This window comes from Bacillus sp. V33-4 (genome assembly GCF_002860225.1).
In the GTDB taxonomy this organism is placed as follows: Bacteria; Bacillota; Bacilli; order Bacillales; family Cytobacillaceae; genus Bacillus_BJ; species Bacillus_BJ canaveralius.
The window spans coordinates 1-22,676 of the sequence record NZ_PGVC01000017.1 but is presented as its reverse complement, the minus strand read 5'-3'; the positions used below and the strand labels follow the sequence as shown (position 1 = coordinate 22,676).

18 protein-coding genes and 2 pseudogenes are annotated in these 22,676 nt (G+C 43.9%); 3 read left to right on the top strand and 17 right to left on the bottom strand.

The genetic code is table 11. From position 1 onward, the window contains the following. Positions 1–91: 91 nt before the first annotated feature. The 16 genes and pseudogenes from CVD23_RS06880 to CVD23_RS06810 form a co-directional block, all read right to left on the bottom strand. Positions 92–1,903 carry a reverse transcriptase/maturase family protein gene (locus tag CVD23_RS06880; protein WP_101665573.1) on the bottom strand — a complete coding sequence of 604 codons (1,812 nt, stop codon included), beginning with the start codon at positions 1,901–1,903 and terminating at the stop codon, positions 92–94. A gap of 559 nt (positions 1,904–2,462) precedes the next feature. Beyond that, positions 2,463–2,936: pseudogene (gene radC, locus CVD23_RS06875) on the bottom strand (RadC family protein); the annotation flags it as partial. 158 nt (positions 2,937–3,094) lie between these two features. Beyond that, positions 3,095–3,667 (bottom strand): Maf family protein, encoded by a 573-nt coding sequence (locus CVD23_RS06870; protein ID WP_101579606.1) that lies wholly within the window; start codon positions 3,665–3,667, stop codon positions 3,095–3,097. A 243-nt stretch (positions 3,668–3,910) separates the two neighbouring features. Then, positions 3,911–4,963, bottom strand: coding sequence for a stage II sporulation protein B (locus tag CVD23_RS06865; RefSeq protein ID WP_101665572.1), 1,053 nt, complete (start codon positions 4,961–4,963; stop codon positions 3,911–3,913). Between the two features lie 183 nt (positions 4,964–5,146). Then, a complete protein-coding gene (locus tag CVD23_RS06860) occupies positions 5,147–5,923 on the bottom strand; it encodes a pilus assembly protein PilO (protein ID WP_101665571.1) in 777 nt (258 codons plus the stop codon). Beyond that, complete coding sequence (locus tag CVD23_RS06855) at positions 5,920–6,585, bottom strand: fimbrial assembly protein (protein WP_101665570.1); 666 nt, start codon at positions 6,583–6,585, stop codon at positions 5,920–5,922. The genes CVD23_RS06860 and CVD23_RS06855 overlap by 4 nt, the downstream gene beginning before the upstream one ends. 2 nt (positions 6,586–6,587) lie before the next feature. After that, complete coding sequence (gene pilM / locus CVD23_RS06850; RefSeq protein WP_101665569.1) at positions 6,588–7,565, bottom strand: type IV pilus biogenesis protein PilM; 978 nt, start codon at positions 7,563–7,565, stop codon at positions 6,588–6,590. Positions 7,566–7,577: 12 nt separating this feature from the next. Further along, positions 7,578–8,321 (bottom strand): prepilin peptidase, encoded by a 744-nt coding sequence (locus CVD23_RS06845; protein ID WP_101576134.1) that lies wholly within the window; start codon positions 8,319–8,321, stop codon positions 7,578–7,580. Positions 8,322–8,325: 4 nt separating this feature from the next. Continuing rightward, the gene (locus CVD23_RS06840; protein ID WP_101665568.1) at positions 8,326–8,733 is read right to left on the bottom strand and encodes a type II secretion system protein; all 408 of its coding nucleotides are present in this window, start codon (positions 8,731–8,733) and stop codon (positions 8,326–8,328) included. Between the two features lie 66 nt (positions 8,734–8,799). After that, positions 8,800–9,204: a hypothetical protein gene (locus CVD23_RS22350; protein ID WP_257988084.1), complete on the bottom strand. Its 405-nt coding sequence runs from the start codon at positions 9,202–9,204 to the stop codon at positions 8,800–8,802. Beyond that, positions 9,156–10,067, bottom strand: a pseudogene (gene iscB / locus CVD23_RS06835) (RNA-guided endonuclease IscB). The gene CVD23_RS22350 and the pseudogene iscB overlap by 49 nt, the downstream one beginning before the upstream one ends. A 390-nt stretch (positions 10,068–10,457) precedes the next feature. Continuing rightward, entirely contained in the window at positions 10,458–11,663 is a 1,206-nt protein-coding gene (locus CVD23_RS06830) for a type II secretion system F family protein (protein ID WP_101665567.1), read from the bottom strand. A gap of 1 nt (position 11,664) precedes the next feature. Beyond that, positions 11,665–12,705: a type IV pilus twitching motility protein PilT gene (locus CVD23_RS06825; protein ID WP_101576086.1), complete on the bottom strand. Its 1,041-nt coding sequence runs from the start codon at positions 12,703–12,705 to the stop codon at positions 11,665–11,667. A 13-nt stretch (positions 12,706–12,718) separates the two neighbouring features. Continuing rightward, on the bottom strand, positions 12,719–14,386 hold the full coding sequence (locus tag CVD23_RS06820; RefSeq protein ID WP_180955583.1) for a GspE/PulE family protein: 1,668 nt from the start codon (positions 14,384–14,386) through the stop codon (positions 12,719–12,721). Between the two features lie 54 nt (positions 14,387–14,440). Then, the gene (locus tag CVD23_RS06815) at positions 14,441–15,808 is read right to left on the bottom strand and encodes a G5 domain-containing protein (protein ID WP_101665566.1); all 1,368 of its coding nucleotides are present in this window, start codon (positions 15,806–15,808) and stop codon (positions 14,441–14,443) included. Next, a complete protein-coding gene (locus tag CVD23_RS06810; RefSeq protein ID WP_101665565.1) occupies positions 15,805–16,410 on the bottom strand; it encodes a hypothetical protein in 606 nt (201 codons plus the stop codon). Before CVD23_RS06810 ends, CVD23_RS06815 begins: the two co-directional genes overlap by 4 nt. 154 nt (positions 16,411–16,564) lie before the next feature. Between CVD23_RS06810 and CVD23_RS06805 the strand changes: the two genes are divergently transcribed. From CVD23_RS06805 to CVD23_RS06795, 3 genes are read left to right on the top strand one after another with little or no spacing between them, the layout of a single operon-like run. Beyond that, on the top strand, positions 16,565–17,056 hold the full coding sequence (locus CVD23_RS06805) for a type IV pilus modification PilV family protein (RefSeq protein ID WP_101665564.1): 492 nt from the start codon (positions 16,565–16,567) through the stop codon (positions 17,054–17,056). Next, a complete protein-coding gene (locus tag CVD23_RS06800) occupies positions 17,040–17,621 on the top strand; it encodes a PilW family protein (protein ID WP_101665563.1) in 582 nt (193 codons plus the stop codon). Before CVD23_RS06805 ends, CVD23_RS06800 begins: the two co-directional genes overlap by 17 nt. Positions 17,622–17,632: 11 nt before the next feature. Beyond that, the gene (locus CVD23_RS06795) at positions 17,633–19,600 is read left to right on the top strand and encodes a hypothetical protein (protein ID WP_101665562.1); all 1,968 of its coding nucleotides are present in this window, start codon (positions 17,633–17,635) and stop codon (positions 19,598–19,600) included. A 39-nt stretch (positions 19,601–19,639) separates the two neighbouring features. On the opposite strand, the gene CVD23_RS06790 is transcribed toward CVD23_RS06795, so the two are convergent. Beyond that, entirely contained in the window at positions 19,640–22,480 is a 2,841-nt protein-coding gene (locus CVD23_RS06790; RefSeq protein WP_101665561.1) for a vWA domain-containing protein, read from the bottom strand. Between the last annotated feature and the right edge of the window lie 196 nt (positions 22,481–22,676).

Genomic DNA, 22,676 nt, shown 5'->3' with positions numbered 1-22,676 from the left:
CCCAGCGCCTTTCTTAGTTTCCTAAGTAGGTTTCCGAGAACTCCCCTCCAAACCGTACGTACTCCTCTCAGAGTATACGGCTTTCCATTTATCAATCTAACTTCCCATTGTGAAGGTCATGGTGGCATTTTTCACACATTGCAATTGTTTTGCGATTCCTTGCAATCATGAACTGCTCCCATCGCTTTTTCCCTTTTAGGTTCTTAAGTTTATTGACATGATGCATTTCTAATGGTGTGTTCTCCGCTCCACACCATTCACACTTATCTGCTAAAAGGCGTTCGACAAGGCTTGTCCTGCCACCATATTTTACTGTTTTCGGTTCTATATCAACCTCTTCACTATTTATCCTAGTATTCTTCTCCATTCTTTGGTCAATGAAATATGCAATACGTTTTCCTTCTTTCGTCTCATAACGAATACCAAATTTACCGTTTATTGAAAATTTGTTTATTGTTTTGCTAACGGTACTTTTGTATTTATTTGCATAAGTCTTAATCATGCTAAATTTCATCGTTTGACGTAAGGATTGGAGAACATGTACGTTACTCGCCAATCTGTAGTAATTATACAGTCCTCTTATTTCCGCATTGTATTGTCTTATAATTTCCAAGTCATCGCTGTGGAGTAAATTTGTCCTGTGAATTGGTTTCCACTGATTATTTTTTCCAAGACTTAAGGCACCTAGACTAATGAGTTTTTTGATGTATTTCTCATGGGGGACAAAAAGTTTGGCTTGAAAGTTAAATTTCCTTTTTTGAGTGCCGTTAGGCATTTTCATTGTTTGCCAATCTCTTGCTATTCTTATATCATAACCAAGAAACCTAGCGTTGTTTTTACTGTGAGTGATCAACGTCTTCTCCGCACTTAGTTCAAGTTTTAGTTTTTTTGCGAGAAATTCAGTTAAATCCCGCTTGATTTTTTCTGTTTCTTCTTTACTTGCAATGACACCAATCAGGAAATCATCTGCGTACCTCACATATTTCATTCTACGGTAGTTTGGGTCAAACAGATCTTTGCTATCATTTGTAATTAGCTCTTTATACAGCTGCTTTACTTCATTTGCTCTTTCAGTTCGTGTTTCTTTACCTAATTTTGACCATTCATGTTTATTTTTGTATTTTCGATAGTTAATTTTTGATGCCAAGTTATGATAGACAATATTATGTCTTCTTTTATCACCATTGTTGAATGTTGAAGTATATTCTTCTATGAAGTGGTCTAATTCATTAAGGTAAATATTCGAGAGTATCGGGCTTATAATTCCACCTTGTGGGGTCCCACTAAATGTTTTATGAAAAACCCAATCTTCCACATAACCAGCACGCAAAAATTTCCAAATCAAGTTGATAAATTTTTCATCCTTGATTCTTTTTCTCAAAATGTTAATGAGAGTATGATGGTCGATATTATCAAAGAAACCTTTTATGTCACCTTCAATAAACCACCTGGTGCCTGTGAAGGTATTTTTAATTTGTTTAAGAGCAGTATGACAGCTTCTGTTTGGTCGAAAGGCATGTGAGTTTTCAGAGAAATTAGGTTCATAGATACTTTCAAGAATTCTTTTAGCTACTTCTTGAACTAATTTGTCCTCAAAGGTTGGTAATCCTAATGGTCTTAGTTTCCCATTCTTTTTTGGGATATAGATTCTTCGTGCAGGATTCGGTTGGTATGTCTGATTTCTGAGTTTTTCAATAAGAGCATTTATTCTCTTTAAACTCATTCCATCTATGGTATCCTCATTGATTCCTTTGATGTTGCTACCTTTATTAGGGTAGATTTTGTCATATGCGTCTAGGAAGAACTCAATGTTATAGAGATTTCGATACAGTCGCTGGAAATCATAGTTCTTATCGTTTGTTTTGGAAGTTAGACTGTTTAATACTACTTTCGGATTTCTCATAGAGCCTCACGCTCCTTCCCAATTTTGTATTAAACTCGATAAACTACTCTCCTTCGCCATGTAATAGGCTTTCCCTATCTCGGACTACTACGAGAGCTCCGTTGCCATATTGGATATTCAGACACTATTGTCATAGCCATTATTGGCTTTCCAACTTAGACAATCCCCATTTAGACATTTAGAAACATAGCTTTTCATAGTTTCGGATGTGACTTTCGCTCGTTTCTTCCATATAGAAGTTGGACGAAGTAGTATCACTTCATGTTCCTCGAAGTTTTTAAGGAACATGCATACTTCACATAGCGTTTATCGTTACCTCCCGCTGAGGGTCCCCGTAGTCCTCCTTGAGCTATCATTCAAGCAATTCAGCTTTCATCCTTGTCTATGAATTTCATCTCGCCATTCAGTCGTGCCTTGGTAACTAGACAACTTATGGCTTTGCCAACATGCTACACTCCCCGCTCAGTTTCCCTTACGGATAAGATGGCTAATGATAGGGTATAAATTGTGATATTTCCCTACTGCTTTGCTAAAGCAGATTTTCTAAATGCCCTTATGGGCGCACAACCTCTCTAGGGTGAACGATCGAGGCATTCAAGCTCCCGATAAAGATTGTCTGCCTATGCAGCACCTGGTTTTTTGTATTGAGGTAAAGACAAACAAAATGCTCCTGGGACAGAAATCTCATATCATTCATTAAGAATTTCGCACCGTCCTCAGGGGAGCGGATCACATAACGGTCATCGTAGCAAAGATTGGCGATCCGCCTGCCAAGCTCAACAGCTGCGAGGACCTGGATCGCTTTTGCCGTTCCGATTCCTTTGATAGCTGTAATTTCTTCTAATGAAGCATCCTTTAACAGCCTCAGACCTTCAAAACTGGATAAAACCCTGTTTGCCAGTTGCAGGACAGATTCCTGCTTTGAGCCAGTTCGCAGCAACAGCGCCAGCAGCTCGTGGTTTGACAAGTTTTCCGGGCCATTCTGGACAAAGCGCTCGCGGGGACGTTCATCCGCGGGAAAATCTCTAATCATTAATTCTGTGCTCAAATAAATTCCTCCCTGTTCGCCGATTGTGACGAGGGAGAGCTACCAGGGCAGCAACGAAAATCGCCTAAAACTGCTCGTTAGAAAGCTACAGTCAAATTCCTGTGTTTTTCGGGATGCAGTTGCAGCCACCTAACAAAACAGACTTAAAACGGTAATTCGAAGCCTGCCTTTCTTAATTCTCGAACCGTTCTGGAGACCGGCAATCCCATTACGGAAAAAAAATCGCCGCTAATCTCTTTGACAAGCATGCTTCCAAGACCCTGTATTCCATATGAACCTGCCTTATCAAACGGTTCACCGCTGTTTATATACGTTTTGATTTCGTCATCGGTTAACTCCCAAAACGTCACATCGGTTTTTTCATAGAACTTTACGTTTTTTTCATTGCCAATAATCGATACGCCTGTAAAAACAGCATGGGTTTTACCCGATAGCTGCCTTAGCATCGAGACCGCGTCAGCTTCGTCCTCAGGTTTTCCAAGTACTTTTCCTCCAGAGACAACAATCGTATCTGAACCAAGGATAAAAGCAGACGGGAATTTCCTGGCGACAAAGCGAGCTTTTCGATCGGCAAGCTCGGTGACGATCTCCTCCGGACTTAACTCCGGATCATAGCTTTCATCAACATCACTGCCTGAGATTTCGAATTCCAGATGAAGATTTTCAAGGAGTTCTTTTCGCCGTGGAGAAGAAGAGGCTAAAATGAGGCGCTGCATTGAAATCACCTTACCTTCACAATTGCATGATCATTAGAGAGATACAAGCTTATCGTACCAAACTTCCCTGTTTCTAACAATTGAAAAAGAAGAAAATAGGAAGTTTTTCTACTTTTTTTCCGACTTACGCTAATCAACACGGTTTTGCTAGTCTTCCAAAACTAAATTAAGAGCCTGCCAAAAGTATGAGCAGACTCTGATAATTTGTCCTATTTCCCAGAAAATATACTATTCGATTATGATTTACAGAGCATTATAAGCTGCAAGAACAGAAAGCAAACTTTTCTGTAAAGCTTGTTGTGAATCAGTACCTGGAGATTTTCCATAAAGTTGTGCTTGCTGCAAGCCATTTTCCAGTTCAACTTTGAGTGTTTTGATCTGATCATTCTGCAATGTATCAGCAGGAATATTCCGCAATGTTTGTGTGTGTGTATTGACTTTGTCAGTTAGTGCAGCATCCAAGGACTGGGAAAGGGTTGCATGAGTGCCGGCTGTCGCAACATCGGAGTAGACTGAAGCAGTGATCTCGAGCAGCTTTACTTCCCCTTCCGTTAAGCCGCTTGCTTCTTCGCCCCCGATTTCCAGTGGCTTGGCATATATTTTTAATCCTTGTTTCTGCAGATTTATCCCGATGCTTTTTGCAGCCTTAAGGCTGTCAGCCACAGCGAGAAAAAGAAAGGCTTGTCCATTCATTTCAATTATTTTTCCAACAGTCCCCTTCTGCTCGGCTGCTGCCAAAGCTGCTTTTGCCGCATCGGTGGTTGTATAAACGCCTTCCTGAACCACAAATGTTGTTATCGGTGCAACCGAGGCTGTTGCTGTACCTTTGCCAGCCTGTTCCTGCCCGCCCTGGTTCGCTTCTTGTCCAGGTGGAGCATCCTTAACTGCCTGTTCTGTTGCGACCAATTTTAGCATGATGAAGCCAAGGCTCACTCCCAGCAGCACAGCAAAAAAAACAGACCAAAAGAGCGAAGAGAAATCCCTCTTCGAAATTTTCGGGCCTGTCTTTTGTTTAAAGGCGTGCCAGCCACTTTGTTTCTTTTGCTTCGTCATATCTTCAATTGTATATTCCTTTATGTCCTGTTCAAAATCCGGGTCAGGAAGAATCCAATCGAAGCTTTCATCAACCGTCTCCCGCCCGGCCGCTGCTTCTTCGTGTGGAGGTATTTTTGAAAAATCGGCTGGAGCTTTGTTTACATGGCTTGCCTGATCTTGATTTTGCGAATTTTCCTTATAGGGACGGTCACTGCCGTTTATTTTGATCGTAATCGTTTTGCCATTTTCATGCTTGTCCACTGCTTGCTCTCCCTCCAGTCGATGCAGATTTGTTTCATCCTAACATACCGGATAAAAAAAATAACAAGACTTTTGTCGTCTTGTTACTGAATGCTTTCGTCAAATTTTTCGTGAGGCGTCACGGGCAGATGAGCCGGTTCCTCTTTCAATATATTTCTTTTTTTTCGCGCAAACCATTCATATTTAAGGCTGATTATGGTTTGCGTTCTTTTCGGAAAAACGGCTGGTCGGGTCTTTCTTATTCGATTGTTCAGGAGCGGCGAGGGGCGGCAGTTCTTTCTTCAGGTCTTCCAGCCCGGGATAATAATAAGCTGCGATCGTTAATTCAAACTCAAGCAGCCCGGGTGTCTGCTCTACAGAATAGATCTCCTCCGGCGCAGTGAATTGTAATTGTTCCACATTGACGATTCTTTTTAAGCCTTCGATCACTTCAATAAAACTTTCCATCTCAAAGTAAGTATCCGTTTCTCCGGCAATCACTACGGTTGTTTTTTTCATCCCGTTCGGAAGAGCTTCATGACTGGCTTCTTCACTGCGTTTGCTGGTTTGGATATTAGCTTCGCCGGTCTCTTCACCGTCAGCTATATTTTTATTATCCGTTTCGGCGGGCTCGATTTCTTCATCGGTCCCCGGCCCGTTTAGCCTTATTTCTTTTACATATGTATCTGAAATTATTTCTGCCCTCTCAATATCAAGGAGCAATTGATCAAGCATCCGTGTCACCGGCATCCGGCGTTGTAGCTCCATCGTGCTTAACGGAGGTTCTTCATCCATTTGTTCCAATCTTTCTTGGATGATTTTTAATTCGCCTTCCGCCAGATTTAAATCGGATTCTTTTCTTTGCAGTTGTTCATTAAGAGGCAGCAAAAATGCATAATAGCTTCCAAGCGCTATGCCCCCAAACAGCAATAGCACGAGAACGGTGATCAGGATTTGTTTTTTCGTCACTTCTCGATTCACGGGGTCTCTCCCCCTTCTTCCGCGTCGGCACTTCGAGGGCCGGCTGCCTCACTATATGCTTTTTTTAACGCAGGAATATCGAGCTTAACTTCATATTCAGCATAGTATCTTGGCAGATATTCTTTTTTGCCTATTTCTACAAGCTCTTCATCCGATACGCCGGTATTATTATTCAAAACTTCCCAGTCGCCGGCTTTCGTTTCCTTCACGATTGCTTCCTTGACCCAGTCAATGTTTACTAAAGCGTTTAAATAATAGGCAGCCTGACTTTTTGTATCAAATTGGACAACCTGTTGGATTAAATATTCCTGATCAATTGCGAACTCGGTAATAAACCCTCTTTCAGGGAGAAGTCTTGTCAGCTCCTGCAGTAAATAGACGGTATTTACTCGCTGATCGCCAGCCCGGGTAATTGCGGTTTCCAATTTTTCTACTGAATCGACAGATTGGTGATCAGCTAATTTTTTTCCTTCCACCTCAATGATGCCGTTTGTTATGCGGAGCTGATTTTCAATCGATTCCAGATCTTGTTTGCGCGCCTCCAGCTGCCAGTAAAAGACCGCTATCCCAGCTATAAGCACAGCAGCCGCGACAGCCAGCAAAATGGCAGCTGTTTTGTTTCTTGGTTCTTTCTTCGGGAGGAGGTTGATATCTGCGAGCATGTCTAAACCTCCTTCAATCCTAAGCCGAGATTGACGTGAAAGGGAGTTAATAATTTGTCTGGTGATCCTGTTATCGCTCGATTCGTTATTTTCTCCGCCCTCACAGAAAAGCGCTTGTTCAGTTCGGCAAAGATTTCATCGAGCCATGGATGGTCGCCATCGACAATAATCTTTGTGACCTGGCGGCTGCCCTGGTTTAAAGAGTAATGGTAGAAATTCATGACTCGGTCAATTTCCTTGTAAATGTCTTCAAGAGGATTAAGAACCTCGCTCCTGCTGCCAGTCAATTCGAATTGTTCCGTTTTGTAATTCCATGCTGAAGCGTCAATGTCCATCCCGATATGCCTCATAAACACGGGTAAATGGTTCTCAAAAATGCTGACATTTACAGTTTGCAGATCAAACTGGATCATCATCAGGATGTCATTGTTTGCGATGAAATCGAGCTGGTGATACAGCCGGTAAAGAGCAAGGCAGGAAATATCAGCGGCATTAGGCTTCAGCCTTGCACGTTCAAGCAGGTCAACATATTCTTTTACGATTTCTTCAGGGGCCGCAAACAGCAGCAGCTCCTTTTTCTCGCTGTCTTTACCGGAAAGCGGGTAGAAATCAAATACCGCTTCCTCAAATGGGAGGTGAATGCTTGTCCCGAGTTCCATATACAAATAGCCTCTTATTTCATCATCTTTAATATCCGGCGGAATCGACGTTTTTCTAATGACAACAAATGGATCAGGAACGAGAAAACGGACCTGCTTCCTTGAAATTTTCCAATTGGCAACACACTCTTCCATTATCGTTTCAAGCGTTTCAGGATCAATAATCTTCCCGTCCTTGACAATTCCGGGCGGCAAAAACCGCGCTCCCGTTTTCGCTGAAACAGGCGGATTTGCTTGTTTTAATTCGACGAAACGGATGATATGGTCTTTTATCGTCAGGTTGACTGTCCGTGCTTTGCCAAAATGAAAATTCAGTGCCATTGTAAAAACTCCCTAAATAAAAGAATGAATATACCAGTACAGCAATTCTTCACCAAATAAATAAGCTGTCAGGGCGCCAAGCCCGATAAACGGGCCAAACGGGATCGGCTTCTCCTTTTCCAGCTTTCCGGCCATCATTCCGATCAGGCCGAAAACCGCACCAAATAATGTCGCCAAAAAGAACGCCAGGAGCACAACCTTTGTGCCTGTTGCAAAGCCGAGCACCGCAAACAGCTTAACGTCCCCGAAGCCCATTCCACCTTTGCTGACAACCGTAATCAGCAGCAACAAGCCAAAGCCAACTGCCGCTCCCAGAAACGAATCCCACCATGGATCGAGCGGCAAAAAGACCCGTTCCAATAAAAAAATCACTGCAAATACGAGCAGGACTTTATCGGGAATAATCATATACTTTATATCCGTAATAAACACGATCACAACGAGGGAAATGAGTGACCATGCAACAAAAAGCTCGGCCGTCCAGCCCGTCAGCAGCGGCGCTGACACAAACAAAAGCCCTGTTACCAGTTCAACAAATGGATACAGGGGAGAAACAGGAGCTCTGCAGCTCCTGCATTTCCCTCCCTGCAGCAAATATGAGATGACCGGTATCAGTTCGAACCATGACAGCGTCTGCCCGCAATAAGGGCAATGCGACCGCGGCTTTACGATTGACTTATTTAACGGCACCCGCAAGCCGACGACATTGAAGAAGGAGCCAAGGAGGATGCCAAGAGTAAAAACATATAATTGCATCATTTTAGTATTCTAATAATTCCTTTTCTGTCGCCGTAGCGTTTTTATCTCCAACTATCCTGACTGAATTATGATTTTTTAGCTCATAAGAATATTTTCCCGAGGACTGATCTTTTTTCACAGTAACCGTATAAGTATCATTTTTCACATTATCCAAATAATTGTCCAATTCCGTTTTTGTTAATGTCGTTGTTGCTGCAGAAGGATTATTGGAAGTAACATATAATTTCGCTGCATTTACAATCGAAATTCCTTCAGCAACTTTGGCATCATTTTCTGCTTTATTAATAATCCCGCCAATACTTGGCACAGCAATTCCGGCAACAATTCCGAGGATTACGATCACAGCCAAAAGTTCGACTAAAGTGAACCCTTTTTCACTTTTTGCACTTGCTTTGATTCTTTGCCACATCTCCATCTTCCTCTCTTTAGTTTATCACAGTTCGGCAAGGAGACCCCGTCTATAAAGCGGTAGTGTTTAGGCGGGGAGGAATTGCCCTTCTCTCCTTTGAATAAGCCATGTACTCGCTCTTTCAAGCGGTTTGAGTTTCTTATAGCATGCACTCCGGTGGATAACCGTCCCGTCTAACTGACGAAGGTCAAAGTAGCCTGATGTACGTCTTCCAAAAATGAAACAGGCGGAACCTACGAATTCTACTTTGTCAAAAAGCTGGAACCCTTTGACCCATCGCTCTGCCTTGTTTGATTTCCGCTTACCGCCTTTTAAGATGGTCGCTTTGTGAAGCTGGCGGTTATTCTTCCGAACTTGTTTAATGAAGTATGTGTGGTGCGACGGTATGGCAAGCGGGTTCCCGCTGATACATCGTGCGTCCACTAGTATGTGTGGTGCGACGGTATGGCAAGCGGGTTCCCGCTGATACATCGTGCGTCCACTAGATGCGATTTCCCCAGTCCACTTCTAATCCGGGTGTTCTTCGTGATGTAGCCATATGTAATATTCGCACCCTCGAATACTTTCTTTAAACCGTTAAAGATGAACCAACGCATCACAGTCATTTGAGAGGTATCCCTAAGGGTGGCACTCTTACGAGTGAATAAGTGCTCCAATCCATTCTGATGAATATAATGATGGCATGTTTCGCATAGGGTGATGAGGTTGTCCGGACTGTCCCCGCCTGTTTTCCGGCTTTCAATATGATGCACATTCAGGATTTTGTCCCTGGATTTCCCCTTGCAGTGCTGGCATGTGTGCTTGTCACGGAACAATACATATTCCCGGACGTTCCAAAAGCCGAGCTGTTCCCCTTGCTGATACTCTTCTCCTTGGATGCCGGGATTCTTGATTTTTTGGCTGTCAAACTGTGCCACTTCAACTGTTATACTCTTGACAGGCAGGATTCTTCGAACCTTTTCGATGATCCGGATATGGGAATCCACCTTGTGCTGAATGGATGGAGCCAGCCAACCGTCAGGTTTCTTTCGGTTCAAAAATTTAGCCTTCCGATACCGGGTCTTGCGGTTCCGTCTTGCCCTGCGGAACTCCCGCCGGGTGGAGAGCAGGTCTTGGATGTCGGTTCGCAGCTGAACTTCCGCTTCAAATAACACTCCCTTTTCAGTTGTTGCCGATAACCCGATGTGTTTGGTTCCTGCATCAACGCCCAAAGAGACAGGTTGTCTGTATCAACTGGAACCATAGAGTAATTGAATCGTGAAAGGAGTCAGCTTCACGACTTTGGCTTTCTTTTCTGTTAACAATATTCTTGCTTTTCTTGGCTTGCACGGCATCAAAGGCTTGCCGTGCCTGTTAATCACGTACACTAGCATGGTTAGCGTACCTCCTACAATCAATGTATGGAGTCAGTTATCCTTCGCCAATGTTGGAAAGGCTTGTCATGCTTGCAACACCGCCCACAACCCTTTAGGGCTTTTAATCACAAGCGACAGGGCTTACAGCTAGGATTCGCACCATAAGGTGTCATGACCTCTCCAACGTAGTCACACACATTTTATGACTTAGGCTAGTCAACATGGCCTGCATAGTTTTGCAAGCCCCTTCCAATTCGTGAGAATTGGTGGGGGTTATTGATTTACCCCGATTCTTTTGACCTTGCTAATTCAAGTATACTAGAAAAATAGAACAATTAAAGTAATAAATGTTAATATTCTGTCAAAATTTCATTCAACCTGCTGGAATATCTCAAACATCGGTACGATGATCGCAATGACGATAGTGCCAACGAGGGCTGCGAGGATGACGATCATCAACGGTTCGATCAGTGATTTGAGCCGGTCAGTGCTGCTTTCGACTTCCTTTTCATAGAAATCGGCAACCTTGGCAAGCATCGAATCAAGCGCCCCCGTCTCTTCACCGATTGCGATCATTTGCGATACGAGAGGAGGGAACACCCAGTGGGCGCGCATCGGCTCTGTCAGCGACTTTCCCTGTTCAAGGCTGTTGCGCGATTTCCGAATTACTCTTGCGATCACTTCATTTCCGACTATATTCTCGACCATTGACAGCGCCTGCAGGATTGGCACCGAGCTCGCAAATAACGAACTTAACGTCCTCGTCATCCTTGCGAGGGCTGCCTTTTGCAAAATTTTGCCGAACAGCGGCATCTTCAGCACAAAAAAGTCCAAATAGTATTTCGCCTCTTTATTGTTCCTCATCATCACAACAGTCGTAAAAGCGACAATGAACAAGAGAATGACAAGCCACCAAAATCGCAGTATCCATTCACTAGAGTTTAAAACAAACTGCGTAATAGCCGGCAATTCACCACCAAAATCGACAAACATGTCAACAAAGGTCGGGACAACGCTGACAAGCAAAAAAATCACAACCGCAATCGCAATAATTCCAACTGTTATCGGATAGGCAAGCGCCGAAATGATTTTTTGCTTTGTAAAGTGCTGTTTCTCAAAGTGAACCGCAAGCCTTTCAAGCGTATCATCAAGATTTCCGCCTGCTTCTCCGGCTTTAATCATGTTGACAAACATACTTGTAAATATTCTTTTATGCCTGCCGACCGCTTCTGACAACGGGTTACCTTCGCGCAAATCCTGTTCTGCGGCGATTAATGCTTTTTTCAGCGCTTTGCTTTCCGTTTGCTGTGAAAGGATTGCCGTTGCCTCAACGACAGGCACCCCCGCTCTTAGTAGCGTTGAAAACTGCCGCAGGTAAATAACAAAGTCCTGGAGCTTGACGGGATTGCTGATCGTCAGTTCCTTCGTCCAGACCGTCTCCGGAATTTCCGCTATTTCGAGGGTCCTGATCCCGTTTTCCTTAAGCTGGAGAAGGGCTTCCCTTCGCGATCCGGCTGTGACAACGCCAGACTTTTTCCCTTTGCGGTCGCGGCCGCTGTATTTAAAACGAGGCATGTTAGTTCACCTTTTCCTGAATATAAGGGATTGTCGCTTCTCTCGAAACCCGGCCTGACTGAACAAGCTCATGAATACTTGATTCAAGTGTGTTCATGCCATGAGCCTTTGAAGTTTGCATGACATTATTGATTTGGTGGATTTTTTCATTGCGGATCAGATTGCTGATCGCCGGATTATTGATTAAAATTTCAGTCGCAGCCTTCCTGCCTTGTTTATCCGCAGTCGGAAACAGCCGCTGCGATATGATCGAGACAAGCACAGTAGCAAGCTGGATGCGGATTTGCGGCTGCTGGGCCGGCGGAAAAACATCGATAATCCGGTTTATTGTTGCTGAGGCACTTGAAGTATGGAGCGTACCCAAAACTAAATGGCCGGTTTCTGCAGCGGTTATCGCCGTTTGGATCGTTTCAAGGTCGCGCATCTCTCCGACAAGAATAACGTCAGGATCCTGGCGGAGTGCTGCCCGCAGACCATTGGCAAAGTTGTTCGTATCAAAGCCGACCTCGCGCTGATCGATAATGCATCCACCATGCTTGTGCAAATATTCGATCGGGTCCTCAAGCGTGATGACATGCTTGCGCATTGTTTGATTCATGTAATGGATCATTGCTGCAAGCGTCGTCGACTTTCCGCTTCCGGTCGGCCCCGTGACAAGGACCAATCCATGCGGTTTTCCAGCGATTCCTTTCAGTACCCCGGGCAATTCCAGCTCATCCAAGGAAGGAATCGCTGTTGGGACAATCCTAACCGCCATCGCTACGCACGATCTTTGCAAATAGGCATTGACCCTGAATCTGGACACTCCGGGAATACCGTATGAAAAATCCAGCTCACCTTTTTCTTTAAACTGATTCCACATATTTTCAGGAATCAATTCTTTGGCCATCCCTTCCGTATCTGCGGGCATGAGGGAGTCCTTCCCATACCGCTTCAATTCTCCATTGATTCTCATTACCGGAGGGACGCCAACCGTAATATGAATATCCGAGGCTTTTAATTCAAAGCCGGCTCTAAGCAAAGTATCGACTCTATTTTTCATCGCATTCGCACTCCTAATCAGGAATTGCCATTCGCAAAACTTCCTCTGTTGTTGTGATGCCCTGCTTGACTTTTAAAAGGCCGTCATCGATTAAAAAAATCGTTTTTGCTTTGATGGCCAGTTCACGCATTTTTGAAAACGATTCACCGTTCATAACAACCTTTCGCATCTCATCATTGACAACTAGTACTTCATGAATGGCGATTCTTCCTTTATATCCGCTCATATTGCAGGAAGAGCAGCCCTTACCTCTCCATACCTGATCAATGCTGAGGCCGCGTTTTGCAAAGATCTCCACTTCGCGCTGGCTTGGCTCGTGCACTTCAGCACAGTCCCTGCAAACCTTCCTGATCAAACGCTGCGCAACGATGCCGCTGATTGAGGATGCAACAAGAAAGGGCTCAACGCCCATATCGAGAAGCCTTGTGATCGAACCAATTGAATCATTTGTATGCAATGTGCTGAGTACAAGGTGGCCGGTTAAGGAAGCCCTGACCGCCACTTCGGCCGTTTCTTTATCACGAATTTCCCCAACCATAATAATGTTCGGGTCCTGGCGCAAGATAGCGCGCAGCCCTTTCGCAAACGTCATGCCAATATTCGGGTTTACCTGGATTTGATTAATGCCCTCGAGCTGGTACTCAACCGGATCTTCAACCGTGATAATGTTAACTTCTTCGTGATTGAGGCGATTTAAGGCGGCATAAAGGGTCGACGATTTCCCGGACCCAGTTGGGCCGGTAATGAGAATAATCCCGGTCGGTTTTTCAATCATCCCGGTAAATCTCGCCAGGTTGATTTTATTAAAGCCAAGCTTCTCGATATCATTTAAGGTACTGCCCAAATCGAGGAGGCGCAGGACAATTTTTTCGCCATACACGGTTGGCAGGGTTGAAATCCGCACATCAACCGGATGGAAATCGAGGTTGATTTTCATTCGCCCGTCCTGGGGAATGCGCTGCTCTGTAATATCCAATTTGGACAGGATTTTAATCCTTGCTGTCAGAACGCTTTGCATATGCTTTGGCAAGACCCGCTCCGTCCTTAGCACTCCATCAACCCTGTAACGAACAGCTACTTTTGTTTCCTGCGGATCGAAATGGATATCGCTGGCTTTAAGCGTTGCTGCGCTGGCCAATATTTGGTTGACGAGCCGGGCAACCGGGGAGTCCTGATCTACCAATTTCTCCTCTTCAACATTCGCCTCGGTGGATGAATTATTGAGCAGCTCCTCAAAGCCTTCATCCATGTCATAGTACTTATTGATCGAACGGAGAATATCATCCTTTGATGCAATTGCCGTATCAATCTGGAAGCCGGTTGATAGCCGCAAGTCATCAATCGTATAAAAATCCATCGGGTCTGCCATCGCAATAAAAAGCTTTTCCCCGTCTTTTTTCAACGGAATAATTAAGTTGCGAATCGCCATTTCTTTCGGAACAATGCTAAATAGCTTTGGATCAAACGGATAACGGTATAAACTGACATGGGGAATGCCGAGTTGAAATTCAAGCACTTCGATCAACTGCTGTTCGGTAATATACCCGCGCTCCAGCAAGGCATCGCCAAGCTTTTGACCCATGCTTTTTTCACCGAGTGCGGTTTGCAGCTGAGCTTCGGAAAGCAGGCCCGATTCTACCAGCAAGTCACCGAGCCGTTTTCGTGTCTGCTTAATCGTCATTCTTCCTTCACCTCCCTTATTCTTTACGATGCTGCCTGCCACATATGAACTTGTTTATTTTATCGGTTGGGTCGGCTGTCCCGATAAATCGCTTTCCGTCCCGCTGTTTTGCGGCGCTGCGGGCTTAACAGCTTGTCCGCTTCCATCCCCTGCTGCAGAAGACTCGGCCGCGCCTTGACCACTGTTAGCGGGAACACCAGGCGCTTCTCCCAAATTACTTTCCGGCAAGCTTTCCGTATCGCCCGCTAGCGACTCCTGAGATTCCGCAATGATTAAACTTCGCAGCATCACTTTGTGAACCGGCGCATAAAAGTCTTCCGCTACCAGCTCTTCCTTGACGATTTTTCCATTTGGGCCAGAAACGGTCCGATACACCTTGACAACGGTTCCATCCTTTCCTTCAACGAGCGTTTCCGTTTCTCCAAACGAAAGCTGGGCGCTGTATTGAACAATCGTTTTCGGCTTAAAAGTTTGCTTGTCTTCAATTTTCACCGTGTAATCATCTGAAAATTGGGACCCTTTTAATGACACGTGCAAAGATGTTCCGATCATTTTAAACTGTAACTGGTAAACAAGGTCATTTGGGTTGTTAAAAACGAAATCCATATTCCTTTCCAAATCGATTTTCGCTTCATAGCCTGCCTCTGCAAGTGGCGGAAGCTCCCTGCCGATATGGCGCTCACTAATTGAAAAATTCGTCGGCAGAACGGTTTTGTATATCGCAGTCGCGACCAGGCTTAATGCCTCTGCATTCCATTCTGAGGAGTTGCTTCCGTCCACCGTTTTTAAAATCGAAACGGATGAGTTTGTCGCAATTTCAATCGTCGAAAATTGTTCCGTCCACAACCGCATTTGTTCGAGCTGCGACTCGCCTGAGATCATTGCTTCTGAAATGACTTCACTTGTTCCAGTTTCGGGCAAATAGCTGTTAAGCTTAAAACTGTGGCCGCCTCCTTCAAGCATGGCAGCAAGTAATAGTAAATCGGCTTCTAGCCTGGATATATCAAGCGTCCCGGTATCCATTTCGTTAACACCAAGCGTTAACAATAATTCTGCTAACGATCCTTCATCTATTTGCACAATGAGATTGCTTCTTTTTCCCGATTGTGCCAGATTAACAGATTCCTCAAGCTCGAAATCGAACATCTTTAAATCTGCCTCAGCCGCTTTTTCCCGATAATGAAGGCTAATTTTTGTGTTTTCTTCCCACTGTGTCTGCGCTAACGACAGTTTCTTGATTGCTTCCTGGCTTGTGACTCCTGAAAGTTGAACTCCGGCAATCTCCGTATGTGCTCCGAATCGCTCAGGCCCGGAGAACACCATATCGACAGCGTTCGCTCCATAATGGGAAAAGCTGAAAATATAAGCGGTACAAAAAAGAAGGGTAAAAAACAACTTGGCTGTTGCTGAGTTCCGCTTCATTGGCTTTCCCCTTTGATCAAGTCGTTTTCTTTTTTATCAAAAAGCAACTCTTCCATTTCCGCCATATAGGAAACGGCTGGAATTTCTTTACTAACATCTATTGCATCCAGTTTCGCTTCTCTGACGTTAAGAAATTCATGATCGCCTTCCAGTTCTTCTCTGCTCGCACCCGCCTCTTTAAAAGCAGGAATGCTGCTCCAATCCGCAATTTTATCATGATCCTCTTTTACCCTCTGTTCCAGGGGTTCAGTGCCGGGTAAAGCTGGGATGCCTGGATCATTCGTTTCTTGCTTGTATTGTTCTCTTGTATGTACGCGTTCGGAAAAAGGTTGTTTCCCTTTGTCATGAGCGGCGGCGCTCTTAAAAATCAATGATTGCAACTTGTTGGCCCCTATATAAGCGAATATCCCGATCATGCTTGCTAAAGCGAGTGCTGTTTGCCACAGTTCAAATGCGTTGTTCAAAAATAAACCAAGCAGAGCCAGCAAAAACGCTGCTAAGATCACCGTCATTTTACCCTTGTGTGATAATCCGAGCGGCAAAAAATAAATGATTGGCATCAAGATAATCAGAGATACGAGCGCTAATAGAAAATTGGTCATCGATTCACCCCTTTTTATGCGTACAAAGACTCTATTAAATTTTTCCTATAATTCACTTAATTCTTGTTAAAACTGCTTAAATCGACTATTTCAGACAAATATATCCTTTAAATATTGTATAATAATAAAAGATATTTTGAAAGAAGGGGAATGGATGAACTTTAAAAAAATCATGATAGATTCAAAAGGTTTCACTTTAATAGAAGTTCTTGCATCCTTAACGATTCTTGGCATTATTTTAATAGGTTCCATGCAGTTTTTTAGCCAGGCATACGGCTATACGACGTTAAACCAAAAAAAGACCGCTGCGATCAATGTAGCGCGCAATGCACTGATGTTTATCGAAAACGAGAACTTTATTGAAATAAGAAAAAGCTTTGAAGACAACCGCGACGAAACGTTTACTATTCTCATTTGCGACGATACATATGAAAAATTTACAGAGGCACAAAGTCCCAGACCCGGGTGTAAACCAATCATGGTCAACAATATCGAATATGATGTAACCGTTTCTCATTCAGACGAACAAAAGAGCGATTATGAAAGGCGTTTTATTCCGATTACCGTCCGCGTTGAATGGGCTGCAGGAGGCAACGCGAAGGAAACTGAAATTGAAGGAGTTATCAAAAGTGAAGATATCCGATGAAAGAGGGTTCACTTTATACGAATTGCTTGCCGTATTAGCGATTTCTTTCATTATTTTGCCTGTCATTTATGGAGTCTTTTCATCGGGAATTAAGCTGTACAACAAGATTCAAGTTGAAAGCCAGCTACGGGATGATGCCGATTACACGGCAACGATGGTGATGAATAGCTTTTATTCGTTTCCGTTTGATTATGTGAAAGACTGCGGCGACAACTGTATTGAGCTTGTTGATGGGACATATACAGAGATCGCAAAAGCCGGAAGCAGGGAAAATGTATTTTACTCGGTCGATCAACAGGCAAAATACAATGACAGTTTACCAGCTCCAGAGAATCCGATAATGATAAAACTTATTGAAAAGGCTGGCAGGCAAATAATTGTGGTAAACGGAAGCCCGATTGAATCGGCCGCAGATTTCAGTAAATCCTCGATCTCTTTTTCATGCAAAGAATATATCGACTCAGCCAAAACTGCATGCGAAAAAGGAGTTATTAGCCTCGATTTGATCTTGGATCATGACAGACTCAGCAAACCACTAAATTTACAAAGTGAGTTTGGATTTTAAGGGGGAAAAACATGGCAAAGAACGAAGCCGGTAATACACTGATCACAGTCTTGCTTGTTTCCCTCGTTTTTACGATTCTAGGATTATCGATTGTTGCCGCTTCGATTGGCGGGTCAAAGCGGGTTGAAACGCGGGAAAGCGACCTGAATTTAACGTATGGTTCTGTCAAGGTCATCGAAAAGATGGTGGCCGATGTAGCCGCTTCGACAGATATGATAGAGTTGGACAGAGATCCTATTGGAGATATCGATAACGAACTGCAGAAAGAATTGCTAAAGCTCATAAAAAAGTACGAAGATGAACCATTTATTGACTGTTTAACGATCATTGATGTCAGCCGGTCACCTGCAAATAATCTTAATCCTTCCTGTCCAGCCATGGCAGCACTCGATAGTCATTTTGCGATTGAAACAGAAAAAGACTTTACGAGGGCATATGAAATGATCCTGACTACGAAAAATCCCGCAGAAACCGAAGGAGAAGTGGCAAGAACGCTAAGAAAACGAATTATTCTTTCACCGCTGCCAAGCTTTCTGAAATACGCCGTCGGTTCTGATGCAGACGGGAAAGACAAGGGATTGTTTTTGAACGGCTCTGCCAATATAGTTGGAAATGTCTATGCAAACGAGCTATTGATTGATAAAGAAGCGAACTACCAAAATCGGGATCAAACATGGTCGAGGCAATCAACGCCGCTAACATCTATAAATGGAGATTTTTACAGCAGTACGGCAAATCTTTTGCCACTCATCAAACCAGAAAATTTCTACAAAAAAGCGGAGCCCGAGCTCAAGCATGACAGCCAGTTTGTCAATATTCATTTTGACCATACCTTCACCGACAGGACAAATGAGATGCTGAAAAACAGTTCGCTGCAGGCGAGGCGTACCGCTGAGGGCTCAGCCTTTACAGACGATTTACGGGCTGTTATCAAAAATTTTCAGATATTGACTACAAATATAGCTGACGACGGCAAGGTCGAAAAGGTTGAGAAACAATCCAATCCGCTTTCATTGCTGGGAGAGTCGATTGAACCTCTTGAAGAAAGCTATCGCATCGAAGCGCGGGAGAAACCGCTGGTATTTAAAGAAGACATAAAGATGAGCGGAGATGTCGTTGTTATCAGCGCAAACGCTCCGGTCACATTCGAAGGAAAACTCGTCGTTTCCGGTGATCTTTACTTAGTCAGCTACAAAGATCTTATCCTGCTCGATGATGTCTATGTTGCAGGCGATATTCACATCATTAATCTTGACGGCAGGCTCGCAGCCGAGAAAATGATCGTTTCGTCCGATTCAATCACGATTGAATCATCTGCGGAAAACAGCAAGGATATAGATGCTAAAGGAGTAACACTGAACGGGGACATGATTTCCGGAAAAGATCTTTGTGTAAAGGCGGTCGATACGGCGATCCAATTTAACAACAATATCGTTGTCAATAACGCAATAAGGATCAGCGGAGATGAAACTGATAAAGGCGGGGAAGATGACGAAGTAGTGTTTGATTCGGTTATTTATGGCGGCGACACGGCCCATTTATCGAACGTCAATATTTTAGGTGCTGAAGATAATAAAAAACATCTCATCCTTTTCGTGAAAAACGAGCTGTTGATTACAAGGATGAATGAGTTTAATAATTTTAAAAATACCCGCGAAAGCGCGCCTCCTTATTTGCCCGGTGAAGACAAGGATATCCAGCCTCTTAAAGCCTTTTTTTACACTGACAACAAGGCAGAGCTTTATGGGGTGGGATCTCTTTTCTATATCAATGGCGGCATTTTCGCCAGAGAAAAGCTCGAAATAAATGCTGTCCGTGGAAAAGTGAAATCGATTGAACGGTTAAGATTCACCGACCAGGACGGTCACTTGTCGAGATTTATCGTCGACTATAATCAGGATGTTCTATTAGAACGGATTGATGCATTGCCGATTGTCGAGAAGCTGCAAATTTTCTCCGACGAGCTGATAATTGACTAATTTAACAGCAAAAAGCTGGCTCTCATTGAGCCAGCTTTTTTACCAGCGTCCCGCTCCCGCCGGGCCGCCATTTCCGTAGTCGCCAGCGGCCGTCACTTCAAATAATGCTGAAGCATCGGGCTTTTTACCGGTCCGCTGTGCTTCTGCCCGCGCCATTACGTTTGAGTAACCGATCTCTTTGCCGACTAAATACCATGTCCCGTTTTCAAGAACCGCCGTCACTTTATTACCCATTTCGGATGTTACGAGCTCGATGCTTTTCGCGGTCGCATTGTCTGGATTAAAGATAAGCAAATCGGTCACAGCGATTTTTTCATTTAAGCCGATTTTAAAGACCGCTTTCCTGAACTTCAGCTCTTCAAGGGCAATATACGGGTCCTTGACTGTAATCGGCACCATCAAAGTAATACCGGAACCGTCCTTCGTACGAATCACAAGCATAGTCCTGCCTTCCGATCGTCCAATAAGGCGGTGATCCCCGGAAAAGTCTGCAATCGAACGATCCGCTATCTCGGTCTTCAGCTCCTGATTGTATGCGTCTGCTGGCTCAATATTGATGTTGAAGGCGATTGTTTTACCCGTTTCAATTTCGATAGGATTTGGATCGACATTGATCGCATTAATCCGTTTTTGAATAGTGATTGTTTTTATCACTTGATAACCTGGTATCGCCAGGCCGCCTTCTGCCTTTACTTTTACCGAGTTCAGTCCAGGAGCTGTAATCGGTATTGTATCCTGTGGAGAAAATTCAGTCCAGGCTGTACTGCTGTTCTTATTTTCAATGGAATAATAATACTTGGAGCCTTTGCCGGCAACTAAATGCACTAAATTCATATTCAGATTTTCATAGCTGGTCATTCCGTCTTCATAGATTCTGCCTGAATCGATTCCTGTCAATCGATAGTCCGGGGTCAAATACATATTCACCTTTTCGTTGTCAAAATAAGTTATTTCAACGATCCTGTTTGTTTCACCGGGCTTAAAAATCATGTCCTTGATTGGTTTATTTTTTAATCCGTAGTCGTTCGGAAACTCGGTTATACCAAGTCTTCTCCCATTTTGCGACAGGTCTGTCTTTGTAACAATCCCCGCCACATCGCCATCATAAGCATTGGCAGGGAACTCATGAAGCCTGACCTTCATATTAATTATCTGATTGGAGGCGGTAATTGTAGTCCTCTGCTCCCCAAATCGACTATCGGTATACTGCAGGTGGGCAAGCGGCATCTTTACATTGCTGACAGCCCAGTCTGCCTTTAGATCCAGTACTGCCAGCAATTTCCCTGGTCTAAAAGAGCCGTTGCTGTAGCTGATATTGTCTGGAAGGCTGATTCGGGCCGCCAGTCTCCCCTCAAATGTAGAGATCTCGACTCCTTCTGACGGAATCACTGATATGCCATCAGGGAGCGGCTGAATCAATTTGATATTGTTTAACGATCCGCTAACAGTACGATCTACCAAACCGGTCGGCTCCAAAGAATACTCAACCTTAAACTCGTTCATTTTGTCTGTTGATCCCGATACCTTGACTAGATGATCCGGAGGATTGACCGCGCCGGTTATATCCATCATTCCTTTGAAACTAGGGGGTGCATCAGCTTTGACTTCTATCGTAACTGCAGGATGCGGAACGACAACGACTTCCCCTGAAAGATTGGTATATTTAAGTTTTATATTATCGAACGTATAGGTTCCTATTTCCGAAAAGCCCAGTGGCAATGAAAGGTCGATCGGCTGGGGCGTGCCCTGATTGACCGGGTAATTAAAATTGAATCTCAAGCTTGCCAGATTTCCTTCAACCCGGGCATTGGAACCTTCCGGGACGCTGACTTTGCCGGTAAACTTGCCAATGTCAACAAGCACCTCCCCGCTGATTGCAGGAGTGTCAATATCCGCCGATATATCCTGAAATACAGGTGCGATCGTTTCCTGCGAAGCTTGTCTTGCTGTCACTCCTGTAATTGACGAAAGCTTGCGTAAATAGCCAATATCCACCTCTGAATGATCTCCAAAGCCGATTGAAAAAAGTTTAATATTTTGTTTAGCCAGGTTTTGCGCCGCATTGAGGCCATGCCTTCTTATCGCGTTGACAGCTTTACCCTTCCCCGGCCTCAAATCATAGTCAATTCCCTTCGCTTCAAAAAAAGCTTTATAACCAGTGTATGGTTTCTGGCCGTACAGTTCATAGTTTATGGTTACTTCCTCAGTAATCCTGTTGTCGGTTTCCCAGCAAAACCAGTCAAAAATGTAACACTTTTTTTCATTATACGTCACCGTTTCCCGCGAACTTGAAACAGTCGGTTCCCCGTCTGTCATAAAAATAATGTACTTATTGTTGCTGCTGCCACTGAGCATTTCCATGGCACTTTCAAATGACTGGGTGTAGTTCGTTCCGCCATCTGCCGTTAAACTTTGCGCCGTCTCATTGATAAGTTCAAGGCTTTCATGCGGATTATTTGGAGAAAAATAAACAATTTTGCCCAATTCAACAGCACTGCTGAAAGGAATGAATCCAAAACGGTCATTCGGTCCCGCTTGCTCTTTAAAAAAGCGGACTGCTTCATCCATTGCATTTTTTGCACTTTGGAACTTGGCGGGATTGCGGCCGGCTTCATTCATTGAACCGGATTTATCAAAAATAAACACGACATCAATCGGATCCCGGTTCGCGTTTGTTGTACTGCCTTTAGGGATTAAGTGCACATCCAGGCTGCCGTTTGCATTGCTGGATTGCGGTTTAACAATTTCAGCCTGTGAAGAAATAACTTGATAGTCAATAGACGGACTGTTGTCAACGTTTGCAGCTGCAGGGTTTGAAAGATTTGAAATAAATATTAAGATCATTGCCATAACAATCGTGAAAATGTTAGCGTTCCTCATTTAATTCTCCTCTTCCAATTCCGTCTTTTTTCCTATCGATCTTTTCTATTATTATACCAATTTACCTATCTGTGCCAATAAAAAGTCATATACTTTTTGTAATAATTTCTGTACAGGAATCTACTTGTTTGTGATTTTGTAGAGTAGAAAACAGGAATTAGATATTGTCTTCTTGTCCTCGGGTTTCAGGGTGTTC